Origin of the sequence: Allostreptomyces psammosilenae, assembly GCF_013407765.1 — a bacterium.
Lineage (GTDB): Bacteria > Actinomycetota > Actinomycetes > Streptomycetales > Streptomycetaceae > Allostreptomyces > Allostreptomyces psammosilenae.
Genome location: NZ_JACBZD010000001.1, coordinates 3,573,931 through 3,586,353 on the forward strand (window position 1 = coordinate 3,573,931; position 12,423 = coordinate 3,586,353).

6 protein-coding genes are annotated in these 12,423 nt (G+C 75.3%); 2 read left to right on the plus strand and 4 right to left on the minus strand.

Annotated features, from left to right (window positions below; all coding sequences use genetic code 11):
• Positions 1–100: 100 nt before the first annotated feature.
• Positions 101–1,252: a VanW family protein gene (locus FHU37_RS29015; RefSeq protein ID WP_179814642.1), complete on the plus strand. Its 1,152-nt coding sequence runs from the start codon at positions 101–103 to the stop codon at positions 1,250–1,252.
• Here the strand turns inward: FHU37_RS29015 and FHU37_RS14820 are convergent.
• The 3 genes from FHU37_RS14820 to FHU37_RS14830 all read right to left on the minus strand — a co-directional run bounded on the left by FHU37_RS14820 (position 1,219) and on the right by FHU37_RS14830 (position 5,484).
• Positions 1,219–2,583, minus strand: a complete 1,365-nt coding sequence (locus FHU37_RS14820; RefSeq protein WP_312892613.1) for a sialidase family protein — start codon at positions 2,581–2,583, stop codon at positions 1,219–1,221. The two genes, FHU37_RS29015 and FHU37_RS14820, sit on opposite strands and share 34 nt — an antisense overlap.
• Positions 2,584–2,722: 139 nt before the next feature.
• The gene (locus tag FHU37_RS14825; RefSeq protein WP_179814644.1) at positions 2,723–4,159 is read right to left on the minus strand and encodes an MFS transporter; all 1,437 of its coding nucleotides are present in this window, start codon (positions 4,157–4,159) and stop codon (positions 2,723–2,725) included.
• A gap of 26 nt (positions 4,160–4,185) precedes the next feature.
• Positions 4,186–5,484: a nucleotide sugar dehydrogenase gene (locus tag FHU37_RS14830; protein ID WP_179814645.1), complete on the minus strand. Its 1,299-nt coding sequence runs from the start codon at positions 5,482–5,484 to the stop codon at positions 4,186–4,188.
• Between the two features lie 423 nt (positions 5,485–5,907).
• Here FHU37_RS14830 and mfd point away from each other — a divergent pair, with 423 nt between their 5' ends.
• Complete coding sequence (gene mfd / locus FHU37_RS14835; protein WP_179814646.1) at positions 5,908–9,594, plus strand: transcription-repair coupling factor; 3,687 nt, start codon at positions 5,908–5,910, stop codon at positions 9,592–9,594.
• Between the two features lie 73 nt (positions 9,595–9,667).
• On the opposite strand, the gene FHU37_RS14840 is transcribed toward mfd, so the two are convergent.
• A complete protein-coding gene (locus tag FHU37_RS14840; RefSeq protein WP_179814647.1) occupies positions 9,668–12,352 on the minus strand; it encodes a YfhO family protein in 2,685 nt (894 codons plus the stop codon).
• Between the last annotated feature and the right edge of the window lie 71 nt (positions 12,353–12,423).

The following is a 12,423-nucleotide window of genomic DNA, read 5'->3' on the forward strand; positions in this document are numbered from 1 at the left end:
CACCGTCCACCGACGGAGGGAGGCCGCCGTGTCCGACGGCGGAAAGGGAAGGCACCGCAGGACGAACCCGCAGCCCAGGAGCCGTGTCCTCGGCAGAACCATGTCGCTGGCCGGTGCCGGGCTCGCCGCCCCGGTGGTGCTCCCGGCCGCCGCCGCGCACGCCGCCGGCACGCCCTCCGTTCCCGCGCAGCCGGCCGCCGCCTCCGCGACGGTCGGGGCGCCCGCCTCCGCCGCCACCACCGGCGCGGCGGCCGGGTCCGCCCCGGCGAGCAGCGGAACGCCCGCCTCCGCTCCCTGGGCGCCGACCGCCCCGATCGCCGCCCCGCTCACCGTCGACGGCACCACCTACACCGTCCGGGCCGGCGACACCCTCTCCGGGATCGCGGCGGAGCAGGGCGTGCCCGGCGGCTGGCCCGCCCTCTACCAGGCCAACCGGGACGTCGTCGGCTCCGACCCCAACCTGCTCCGGCCCGGGCAGCGGCTCCAGGTGACCGTGCGCGGCACCGCGGCGCCGGCGCCCTCCGGGGGCGGCGCGGCCGAGGGCGCCGCCGCGGAGGCGGAGCCGGGCGGCGGGGCGGGCGCCGAGCGGGAGGACCAGCAGGTGCTGGCCACCTTCACCACCCAGTACCCCGAGGCGCACTACCGCACCGTCAACATCCACCGGGCCGCCGACCTGATCAACGGCTCCGTCGTGCAGCCCGGCGAGGTGTGGAGCTTCAACGACACGGTCGGCGAGCGCACCGAGGCCAACGGCTTCACCGAGGGCACGATCATCTCCGGCGGCCGTTTCCGCACGGCGCTCGGCGGCGGCGTCTCCCAGGTGGTGACCACGCTCTACAACTCCGTCTTCCGGGCGGGCCTGCGCCCGGTCGAGCACGTGCCGCACTCCTTCTACATCGACCGCTACCCGGCCGGCCTGGAGGCCACGGTGGCCTGGGGCGCCTTCGACATGCGCTGGCAGAACGACACCGACGCGCCCGTGGAGATCCGCGCCACCTACACCAACACCAGCGTCACGGTGACCCTCCTCGGCACCCCCAAGTACGACGAGGTGGAGGTGCTCTTCGGGCCCCGGCGGGACGTGGTGCCGGCGGGCGAGCTCCGCGACGACGGCGAGGGGTGCGTGCCCCAGGAGCCGTCCGACGGCTTCCGCACCACCGTCACCCGGGTGCTGCGGCGGGACGGCGTCGAGGTGGGCCGCGAGGAGTACCACACCTCCTACGACCCGGCCGACCGCATCGTCTGCGCTTGATCGAGCTGCGCCTGATCGAGCGGGATCCGGGCGAAGGCGATGGTCTCGTGGGAGCTGTCCCGCCCGGTCTCGTACAGCAGGCCGACGGTCGCCGGGTCGAGCTGCACCAGGTCGGAGTAGCCGGCGGGCGAGTGGGTGACCACCAGCCACTCCCGCCAGGTCTCCCCGCCGTCGGCGCTGGTCCGCAGGGCCATCCGCCGGCGGGCGTCCGGGGCGGAGGGGCCGGAGAAGAGCAGCGGGGCGGCGGCGCCCGAGCCGTCGGCCGGGTCGGCCCGCAGCTGGAGGACGCTGCCCTGCACCACCGGGCCGGCCAGCTGCGGCTGCGGGGTGAACGGCTCGGCGACGGTCAGGCCGCCGTCCAGGCTGTGGGTGTCGGCGCGGCTCTCCGGCGAGGCGCCGTCCTGGTCCCGGGCGTTGAGGTAGACGCGGCCGTCGGGCAGCTCCGCCAGCGTGGTCTCGTTGACGCTGATGCCGTCGGCGGGGTCGTGCTCGACGTAGCCGAGCCGCCAGGTGTCGCCGCCGTCGTCGCTGTAGATGGTGTGCCCGCCGTCGTGGACGCTGCCGTCGGGCGCCACCCAGGAGTGGTTGGCGGGGACGAGCAGCCGGCCCCGGGCCTCGCCGTGCTCCAGCACCACGGCGTGACCGGGGCCGGTGGCGTACCAGTGCCAGTCGGCGGGCTTGACGTCGGCGGTGATCTCCCGGGGCGCGCTCCAGGTCGCGCCCTGGTCGTCGCTGTGCTGGACGTGCACCCGGCGGCCGTCGTCGCCCGCGACGGCGCCGGAGCGGATCTGGCGCTCGGTCACCCCGCCGGGGTTGGTGCAGGTCAGCAGGGTGACGCGGCCGGTTGCCGGGTCGACCACCGGGGTGGGGTTGCCGATGGTGTCCGGGCCGACGTCGGCGACGAGCTGCAGCGGCCCCCAGGTGCAGCCGCCGTCGGTGGAGCGGCGCAGCACGACGTCGATGTCGCCGGTGTCGGAGGCGGAGTGGCGGCGGCCCTCGGCGAAGGCCAGCAGCACCGGCGCGTCGGCGGGGCCGGCCTGGACCACGGCGGGGATGCGGAAGGTGTGGTAGCCCTGGGTGCCGGAGGTGAAGGGCAGCGACGTGGTGCAGGCCGTCGCGGCGTCAGGGCGCCGGTCGCCGGGCCGGTCGTCCCGCCGGTCGCCGCCCCGGTCGCCGCGGGCGGCCCGCGCGTCGCCGTCTCCGCCGTCGTCCGCCCCCGCCGGGCGGGGGGTCACGCCGTCCGCGCGGCCGGCGGCGGGGCCGCCGGTGACGGCGGCGGCCAGCAGGAGGGCGAACGTCGCGGCTGTCGTCAGGGCACGCAGGGACGGCACATCTGCTCCCGGGCGGTGGGGGTTCCTCGCGACGACCACGCTCCCCATCGTCTCCCCGGGCGGGTGCGGTGCCGGGACGGACGCGCCGCGGGACACCCGCCCGGGCGCGGGGCGTCGGCCCCGGGGGTGAGGGGGCGGGTCACGCCGGCCGCCCGGCGGAGTCGGCCGGGCCGGCGGCGGCGTCGCGGGGCCCGTGGTCCTGCCCGTCCAGCGGGCGGTGCGCGGTCTCCGGCAGCCGGAGGTAGACCAGCAGGGAGACCGCGCAGAGCAGCACGACCCACCAGGCGAACAGTTCGGGCCGCCCCTCGCGTTCCAGCCAGGTCCCCACGTACGGCGCGGTGCCGCCGAAGAGGGCGACGCTCAGCGAGTACGGGAAGCCGATGCCCGCGGCCCGCACCCGGGCCGGGAAGACCTCGGCGTTGACCGCCGCGGCGATCGCGGTGTAGCCGGAGAGCAGGGTCATGCCGGCGAGCGCCACCAGCAGCAGGGACCACGGGGAGCCGGTGAGCGCGGCGAGCAGCGGCACGGTCAGCAGGGCGGAGCCGCCGGCGAAGGCGATCAGCAGCGGGCGGCGGCCGACCCGGTCGGACAGGGCGCCCGCCAGCGGCTGGAGCAGGGCGAAGACGGCGAGGGCGACGGTGGAGACGGTGAGCGCGTCGCCGGCCGCGATGTCCTCGTTGACGGTGGCGTAGGTGGGCAGGTAGGCGGTCCAGGTGTAGTAGGTGATGGTGCCGCCGAGGGTGATGCCGACGATCAGCAGGGACTGCCGCGGGTGCCGGGTCAGCGCCTCGAACAGGCCCGGGCGGGAGCCCGGGGCCGCGCGGTGGTGGGTCTCGGCGGCGCCGCGCCGGATCCAGAAGCCGGTGACGCTGAGCAGGGCGCCGAGGAGGAAGACCACCCGCCAGCCCCAGGTCTCCATCTGCTCCTGGGTGAGCAGGGCGGCCAGCAGGGCGGCGGTGCCGGAGGCCAGCAGCTGGCCGACGGTGGTGCTGACGTACTGGAAGGAGGAGTACAGGCCGCGCCGGCCGGGGCCGGCGGACTCCACCAGGAAGGTGGTGGAGGCGGCGAACTCGCCGCCGACGGACAGCCCCTGCACCAGCCGGGCCAGCACCAGCAGCGCCGGCGCGAGCGCGCCGGCGGTGGCGTAGGTGGGCAGTACGGCGATCAGCAGGCTGCCGGCGCCCATGGCGAGGATGGTGACGGTCAGGGCGGTGCGCCGGCCGCGGCGGTCGGCGAGCGAGCCCAGCAGCAGGCCGCCGATCGGGCGCATGAAGAAGCCGCCGGCGAAGACCGCGAAGGTGGACAGCAGCGGCACCAGGGGGTCGTCGACGCCGCCCGGGAAGATCTGGGCGGAGAAGTAGACGGCGAGGAAGGAGTAGGCGTACCAGTCGAACCACTCGGTGGCGTTGCCGACGGAGGCGGCGAGCAGTTGGCGGGTGCGCGATGCCCCCGGGGGGAGGTGGCCGGCATCCGGCCGGTCCGCCGCGCCCGGCGCCGTCCCGCCGCCCCTGCGCCCGCCCTTCCCGTTCTCCGTTCCCGTTCCGGTCGAAGGTCCGGCTCCCGGTTCCGTCGCCATGCCGCCTCACCGCTTCCCACGCTCCGTCAGAGGATCTCCACCACGGCCCCCTTACCCACTTCCCCGCCGGACGCGCCGAGTCGGCGGCGGCAGTCCAGCACGTAGCGGGCGTGCGCGGCCACGGCGGCGTAGTCGAAGGCGTCGTGGTCGGCGAGCAGCACCACGGCGTCGGCGGCGGCCAGCTCCTCGGGGGTGGCCTCGACCCTGACCACCGCCCCGGCGCCCGGCAGCCCGTCGCCGATGTGCACCCCCTCCACCACGTGCGGGTCGGCGGCCCGCACCTCGGCGCCCATCCGCAGCAGCAGCTGGGCGACGCGCGCGGCCGGGGTCTCCCGGGCGTCGCCGGTGTTGCGCTTGTAGGCGAGGCCGAGCAGCAGCACCCGGGAGCCGTTCACGGCGGCGCGCCGCTCGTTCAGCGCGGCGACCAGGCGGCGCACCACGTAGTCCGGCATGTGGCTGTTGACGTCGTTGGCCAGCTCCACGAAGCGGAAGCTGCGGCCGAGCGCCCGCTGCACCCGCCAGGACAGGTAGGAGGGGTCGATCGGCAGGCAGTGGCCGCCCACGCCGGGGCCGGGGGTGAAGCGCAGGTAGCCGAAGGGCTTGGTGGAGGCGGCGTCGATGGCCTCCCACACGTCGATGCCGAGGTCGTGCGCGAACACCGCGAGCTCGTTGACCAACGCGATGTTGACGTGCCGGAAGGTGTTCTCCAGCAGCTTGGTCAGCTCGGCGCTGCGGCAGCTGGAGACCTCGACGGTGCGCTCCACCAGCGAGCCGTAGAAGTCGCGGACGACCTCCAGCGAGGCGGCGTCGATGCCGGAGATCACCTTGGGGGTGTTCTCCAGCCGCCACTCGGGGTTGCCCGGGTCGATCCGCTCGGGGCTGTAGCCGAGGTGGAAGTCCCGGCCGGCGAGCAGCCCGGAGCCCTCCTCCAGCAGCGGGGCGAGGAGTTCCTCGGTGGTGCCGGGGTAGGTGGTGGACTCCAGGACGACGGTGGCGCCCGGGCGCAGGTAGCGGGCGAGCATCCGGCCGCACTCCTCGATGTGGCTGAGGTCCGGCACGCCGTCGCGCAGCGGGGTGGGCACGGTGACCACGGCGATGTCGAAGCCGGCGCAGTCCCGTGGCCGGTGCGAGGCGCGGTAGCGGCCGGAGGCCAGCGCGGCGCCGAGCCGGTCCGCCGGTATGTCCTCCACGTACGACTCGCCGGCCGCCAGCCGCTTGACGCGCGCCTCGTCCACGTCGAAGCCGACCACGTCGTGGCCGACCTCGGCGGCGCGGACGGCGAGCGGCAGCCCGACGTACCCCTGTCCCGCGATCACAGCGCGCATGGCCCGTCGCCCCTTCCGGCGGCGTCCCGGTGGTCCGTCCGCGTGCCGGACCGATCCACTCCGGGCGGCGGGTGCCGCCGGCGCCCCCAGGCGGCCCCGGCGTCCCCGCGTACTCGTCGCCACCATCACGGTACGGAGAGTCGCCGCTGTGGCGCAGGCGTATCGGAGAACTGGGGCGGACGCCTTGGGCCGTGCCCGGCTCCGCGCCCGGTTCCGGCGGCCCGTCCCGGCCGCCGGGTCGCCGCCGGGTCGCCGCCGGGCCGCCGGCCGTCCGCCGCGCGTCCCGGGGTGCGGACGGCGTCGGCGCTCGCCGGTCCCCGCGCGGGCGTACTCTGGGAACCCGCCCGGTCCTGGCGCCCGACGGCCCCCCGCCGCCCGGCCTGCCGGGTTCTTCGTGTTGCCCCGAAGGACGGTCCACACCCCATGAGCCTTGTCGGACTGCTCGACCTCGTCGACCGGGACCCCGCGGTCGCCGAGGCGATCGAAGCGGCTCGTGCCGGCAACCGGCACCACCTCGACCTGATCGGCCCGCCCGCCGCGCGGCCCTTCGTGCTGGCCTCGCTGGCCCGGGCCCGCGCCCTGGCGGGCGCCGGCGACCGCGGCGGCACGCCCGGCGGTGGCGGCGTGGTGCTCGCCGTGACCGCCACCGGCCGGGAGTCCGAGGACCTGGTCGCCGCCCTGCGTTCGCTCCTGCCGCCGGACAGCGTCGTGGAGTACCCCGCCTGGGAGACCCTGCCGCACGAGCGCCTCTCGCCCCGCTCGGACACCGTCGGCCGCCGCCTGGCGGTGCTGCGCCGGCTCGCCCACCCCGACCTCTCGCCCGGCGCCGACCCCGCCGCGGGCCCGGTCCGGGTGGTGGTCGCGCCGGTGCGCAGCGTGCTGCAGCCGCAGGTCGCCGGGCTGGCCGACCTGGAGCCGGTGGCGCTGCGCGCCGGGCAGGACATCTCGCTGGACGAGACGGTGGAGCGGCTGGCGGCCGCCGCCTACGCCCGCGTGGAGCTGGTGGAGAAGCGCGGCGACTTCGCGGTGCGCGGCGGCATCCTGGACGTCTTCCCGCCCACCGAGGAGCACCCCCTGCGGGTGGAGTTCTGGGGCGACACGGTCGAGGAGATCCGCTACTTCAAGGTCGCCGACCAGCGCTCGCTGGAGGTGTGCGAGCACGGCCTGTGGGCGCCGCCCTGCCGTGAGCTGCTGCTCACCGACGCGGTGCGCTCGCGCGCGGCCGAGCTGGCCGAGCGCCATCCGGAGCTGGGCGACATCCTGGGCCGGATCGCCGAGGGCATCGCGGTGGAGGGCATGGAGTCGCTGGCGCCGGTGCTGGTGGACGACATGGAGCTGCTGATCGACGTGCTGCCGGCGGGCAGCCTGACCGTGGTCTGCGACCCGGAGCGGGTGCGCACCCGGGCCGGTGACCTGGTGGCGACCAGCCGGGAGTTCCAGCAGGCGTCCTGGGTGGCGGCGGCGGTCGGCGGGGACCGGCCGCTGGACGAGGTGGGGGACGTGGACGTCACCGCCGCCTCGCTGTGGGGCATCGCGGACGTGCGGGAGCGCGCCCGGGAGCTGGGCATGCCGTGGTGGTCGATGAGCCCGTTCGCCACCAGCGGCGGTGACGCCGGCGACCCGTCGCCGGTCTCCCTCTCGGCGCTGGACGCCTCCGCCGCCGAGGCGGACGCGCTGCACCTGGGCCTGGTGGAGGTGGAGACCTACCGCGGTGACACCGCCCGGGCGCTGGCGGACCTGAAGGGCTGGCTCTCCGACGGCTGGCGCGCGGTGCTGGCCACCGAGGGCGCCGGCTCGGCCGCCCGGCTGGTGGAGGTGCTGGGCGGGGAGGGCGTGGCGGCCCGGCTGGATCCGGAGCTGCCCGGCTCGCCGGAGCCGTCGGTGGTGCACGTGGCGACGGCCGGCCTGGACCACGGGTTCCTGGCCCCGGAGCTGAAGGTGGCGCTGCTCACCGAGACCGACCTGGCCGGGCAGAAGTCCTCCACCAAGGACATGCGGCGGATGCCGTCGCGCCGCCGCAAGCAGGTGGATCCGCTCACCCTGCAGGCCGGCGACTACGTGGTGCACGAGCAGCACGGCGTGGGCCGCTACGTGGAGATGGTGCAGCGCACCGTGCAGGGCGCCACCCGCGAGTACCTGGTGCTGGAGTACGCGCCGGCCAAGCGCGGGCACCCGGGGGACCGGCTGTTCGTGCCGACGGACCAGCTGGAGCAGATCACCAAGTACGTGGGTGGCGAGGCGCCGTCGATGCACCGCCTGGGCGGCGCGGACTGGGCGAAGACCAAGCAGCGGGCGCGCAAGGCGGTCAAGGAGATCGCCGGCGAGCTGATCCAGCTGTACTCGGCGCGGATGGCCGCGCCGGGGCACGCCTTCGGCCCGGACACGCCGTGGCAGCGGGAGCTGGAGGACGCCTTCCCGTACGCGGAGACCCCGGACCAGCTGACCACGATCGGCGAGGTCAAGGCCGACATGGAGAAGCCGGTGCCGATGGACCGGCTGATCTGCGGCGACGTGGGCTACGGCAAGACCGAGATCGCGGTGCGGGCCGCGTTCAAGGCGGTGCAGGACGGCAAGCAGGTGGCCGTGCTGGTGCCGACCACGCTGCTGGTGCAGCAGCACTACTCGACGTTCTCCGAGCGGTACGCCAACTTCCCGGTCACGGTGCGGGCGCTGTCCCGCTTCCAGAGCGAGAAGGAGGCCGAGGCGGTGCTGAGCGGCCTGTCCGACGGCACGGTGGACGTGGTGATCGGCACCCACCGGTTGTTCGCCTCCTCGACCCGCTTCAAGGACCTCGGCCTGGTCATCGTCGACGAGGAGCAGCGGTTCGGCGTCGAGCACAAGGAGCAGCTGAAGAAGCTGCGGGCGAACGTGGACGTGCTGACCATGTCCGCCACGCCGATCCCGCGGACGCTGGAGATGGCGGTGACCGGCATCCGGGAGATGTCCACGATCACCACCCCGCCGGAGGAGCGGCACCCGGTGCTGACCTTCGTCGGGCCGTACGAGGACAAGCAGATCGCCGCGGCGGTCCGCCGGGAGCTGCTGCGCGAGGGCCAGGTGTTCTACATCCACAACCGGGTGGAGACCATCGACCGGGCGGCGCAGCGGCTGCGCGAGCTGGTGCCGGAGGCGCGGATCGCCACGGCACACGGCCAGATGGGGGAGACGGCGCTGGAGAAGGTGGTGGTGGACTTCTGGGAGAAGGAGTTCGACGTCCTGGTGGCCACCACCATCGTGGAGTCGGGCATCGACATCTCGAACGCGAACACGCTGATCGTGGAGCGCGGCGACACCTTCGGCCTGTCCCAGCTGCACCAGCTGCGCGGCCGGGTGGGCCGTGGCCGGGAGCGGGGCTACGCCTACTTCCTGTACCCGCCGGAGAAGCCGCTGACCGAGACGGCGCACGAGCGGCTGGCGACGATCGCGCAGCACACCGAGATGGGCGCGGGCATGTACGTGGCCATGAAGGACCTGGAGATCCGCGGCGCCGGCAACCTGCTGGGCGGGGAGCAGTCCGGGCACATCGCGGGCGTGGGTTTCGACCTGTACATGCGGATGGTGGGCGAGGCGGTCACCGAGTACCGCGAGCAGCTGGCCGCCGGGGGCGCGGAGGAGGTCGCGGAGCCGCCGCTGGAGGTCAAGATCGAGCTGCCGGTGGACGCGCACGTCCCGCACGACTACGCGCCGGGTGAGCGGCTGCGGCTGCAGGCGTACCGGTCGATCGCGGCGATCTCCTCGAAGGAGGGGATCGAGCAGGTGCGCGAGGAGCTGACCGACCGCTACGGCCCGCTGCCGGAGCAGGTGGAGAACCTGCTGCTGGTGGCGGACCTGCGGCTGCTGGCGCGGGACTGCGGCATCGAGGACGTCACCCTGCAGGGCAACAACGTCCGGTTCGGGCCGGTGGAGCTGCGGGAGTCGCAGGAGCTGCGGCTGAAGCGCCTGTACCCGCGCTCGGTGGTGAAGGAGTCGGCGCGCCAGCTGCTGGTCCCGCGCCCGACGACGGCGGCCATCGGCGGCCGCCCGCTGGTCGGCCGGGAGCTGATGGCCTGGTGCCGCGACTTCCTGGAGGCCATGTTCGTGGAAATGGCCCAGCCCCGCCCGAAGGCGTAGCGCCGGGGGCGGGGCCGGGTGGGCGTCGGCGGGGGGTGGTGGGTCGGGACCGGGGGTCCCGACCCACCGGGGGTTACGGGGCCTGCCGGGGGACGGCGGGCGGGGGCGGGGTGTCGGCGGTGCGGCGGCGGCGCCGGTCGAGGATGCCGATGAGGACCAGTCCGGCGAGGCCGGCGGTGCCGACCGCGCCGCCCAGGCGCATGCCCGGGGGGCGGAAGGAGCAGCTGACGGTGGTGTCGCCGTCCTCCAGCGGCACGGCGAGCAGGCCGAGGTAGTCGTCGGCGGGGCGGGGGGTGCCGTCGCCGGAGGCGCAGCTCCAGCCGGAGATGCGGGGCGCGGCGATGACGGCCCATCCGGTGGTGCCGGCGGGCAGTTCGGCGCTGATGGAGTGCCCGCCGACCTCGATGTCGGTGGCGCCGGTCTCGGTGAGGTCCTGGACGGCCTGGTCGAGGGCGGCGTCGTCGAGGCAGCCGACGGGGCCCGCGGGCAGGGCGGCGGGGCGTTCGGCGTCGAGTTCGACGGTGACCTCGCCGGAGTCCGGGACGGTGCCCAGGTGGCGCATGCCGGCGCCCTGGGAGGGCATCCGGCTGCGGATCATGGAGCCCTCGGTGCCGGCCAGGGCGGCCACGCCCCGGTAGTCGGGGGCCCACAGGTAGACGTCGGTGCCGGGGGCGCAGCGGGCCTGGAGGAGGTGGGTGGGGCCGTCGGTGTCCTCGGCGGGGTCGATCGTGGTGTGGCCGTCGTCGTGTTCGGTGACCGTGGAGTCCTGGCGCGCGGTCACCGTGGTGGTGGGCACCTCGTAGACGTCGCTGCCGAGCAGCAGTTCCTGGTTCTCGAAGGCGTTGGCGCCGAAGCGCGGCGGTTCGCCGCCGGGGCGCACGGTGACCAGCGGGGGGACCTCGGTGCGGGTGGAGGTGACGTCGTCGGCGGTGTTGTCGGAGCCCTCGGGGGAGCGGACCCGGACGCCGACGGAGTAGATGGCGTCGGTGACCGGGTTGTCCAGGGAGCGGGGGGAGCGCTGGGTGGAGGTCCAGCCGAAGCCGAGGGCGGTGTAGGTGTTCACCATGGTCTCGGACGTCAGGCTGCTGTAGTAGTTGGCTCCCTGCCCGCCGAACAGCATCGGGTCGTTGCCGGTGATGCGGGACTCGCCGGTGTCGGTGCGGTACTCCGGCCAGCCGTCGCCGGCGAGCACCTCGCGGCGGATGCCGTCGTGCCACGGGCCCCAGGTGGGGTAGTCGTCCAGGTGCTCCACGCGGGCCCGTTCGATCTCCAGGTTGGCGACGGCCGCCTCCACGCACTGCACGGCGGCCAGGGCCACCACGACGCCGAGGGCGAGGGCGGTCGTGCCGCGGGCGCGGGCCCACCGGGCGAGGGCGATCCCGCCGATGGTGGCGACGGCGCAGGCCACGAAGAGCGGCACCGACCGGTCGCTGAGGTACTGGCTGCCGGCCGCCCCGGCGAGGAGGAGCACGGCGAGCACGCCGCCGCCGAGCAGGGCCCTGCGGTCCGGCAGGCCGTGGGCGAGGGCCAGCCAGGCCGCGACGACCAGCAGGGCGCTGAGCACGAAGGCCTGGCGGTAGGAGCTGCCGTTGGGCGAGGTGAAGGCGTGCCACAGCAGGTGGGTGGGCGTCCACTGGAAGGAGACGGCGACGCCGACCAGGGCGAGGGACCACACCAGCCGGGTGCGCGGGGCGACCTGCCGGTGGAAGGGCAGGCTGAGCGCGACGAGCAGGGTGCCGGTGCCGACGAAGAGCGCCGGCGCGGAGAAGCTGTAGGTGGCCGGGAGCAGCCGGGCGAGCACGTCGTTCCAGCTGCTCGGGGCGAACTCGGCGGGCGGTATCGGGCTGGCGGTCCGGGTGGCGAGGTAGATCACGGCCACCAGGGGGGCGGCCATGGCGATGCCGATGGCGACGGCGCGCACGGCGCGCAGCAGGGTGGCGCCCCACTCGCGCGGGCCGGCGGCGCCGGCGCTCAGCCGGATGAGCAGGTAGACGGCGGCGCCCACGGTCGTCATGTAGCCGGTGTAGAAGTTGGTGAACCAGACGTAGCCGACGACCACCGGGGAGAGCACGGCGTGGCGGCCCTCGCGGGCCCACTCGGCGACGAGGAAGAGCAGGGGCAGGCCGATCAGGCCGTCCAGCCACATGGGGTTGTACGAGCCGGCGGAGAGCGTCCAGCCGCACAGCGCGTAGGCCGCGCCGAGCACCGCGGCGACCGGCCACGGGGCCCGCCGGTCGGGGCCGCCCGGGGCGATGCGGAGCAGCAGCAACGCCATGACGGCGGCGGCGAGGGCGATCTTCACCACGATGATGGTGTGGACCGCCAGGTCGATGCGGTCGTGCGGGAAGAGGACGACCAGCAGGTTGATCGGGCTGCTGAGGTAGGTGCCGACGTCGGGCAGGAAGCTGGAGCCGTATCCGGACTGCCAGTTGAACAGCCAGTCGCCGTCGCCGCGGCCGAGGAGGAGGTCGCGCAGGTGCGCGTGGTACGGGACGTACTGGTTCGCGAGGTCGTTGACGTTGCGGGACGCGGGGCCGAAGGGGAAGATGCTCCCGGCGATCTGCGACAGGCAGAAGGCGAGCGTGGCGAGCGCGCCGGCCGCCGCGGCCGTGCGTCCGCCGTGCGCCGGCAGCCGTCGCCGGGTGGTCCCGGTGCCGTCCCGCGGGGGTGGTGTGCGGGCCGCCTCGGGGTGGTCGTCCTGAGCGGGGGGTTCCGCGCCCGCGGGGGTGGGGCGGCCCCGGCCGGTGGCGGTCGGCATTCTTCCTCCAGTTGCGATTCTGGCACGCGCGCGGAACGGACTGCCCGGGAGGGGGCTCCTGTTTTTGCGGC

What these genes read in the sequence shown, in the direction of transcription:
- FHU37_RS29015 (WP_179814642.1), top strand. Translation starts at nt 101, where the DNA reads ATGTCGCTGGCCGGTGCCGGGCTCGCCGCCCCGGTGGTGCTCCCGGCC.
- FHU37_RS14840 (WP_179814647.1), bottom strand. Translation starts at nt 12,352, where the DNA reads ATGCCGACCGCCACCGGCCGGGGCCGCCCCACCCCCGCGGGCGCGGAA.
- FHU37_RS14825 (WP_179814644.1), bottom strand. Translation starts at nt 4,159, where the DNA reads ATGGCGACGGAACCGGGAGCCGGACCTTCGACCGGAACGGGAACGGAG.
- mfd (WP_179814646.1), top strand. Translation starts at nt 5,908, where the DNA reads ATGAGCCTTGTCGGACTGCTCGACCTCGTCGACCGGGACCCCGCGGTC.
- FHU37_RS14830 (WP_179814645.1), bottom strand. Translation starts at nt 5,484, where the DNA reads ATGCGCGCTGTGATCGCGGGACAGGGGTACGTCGGGCTGCCGCTCGCC.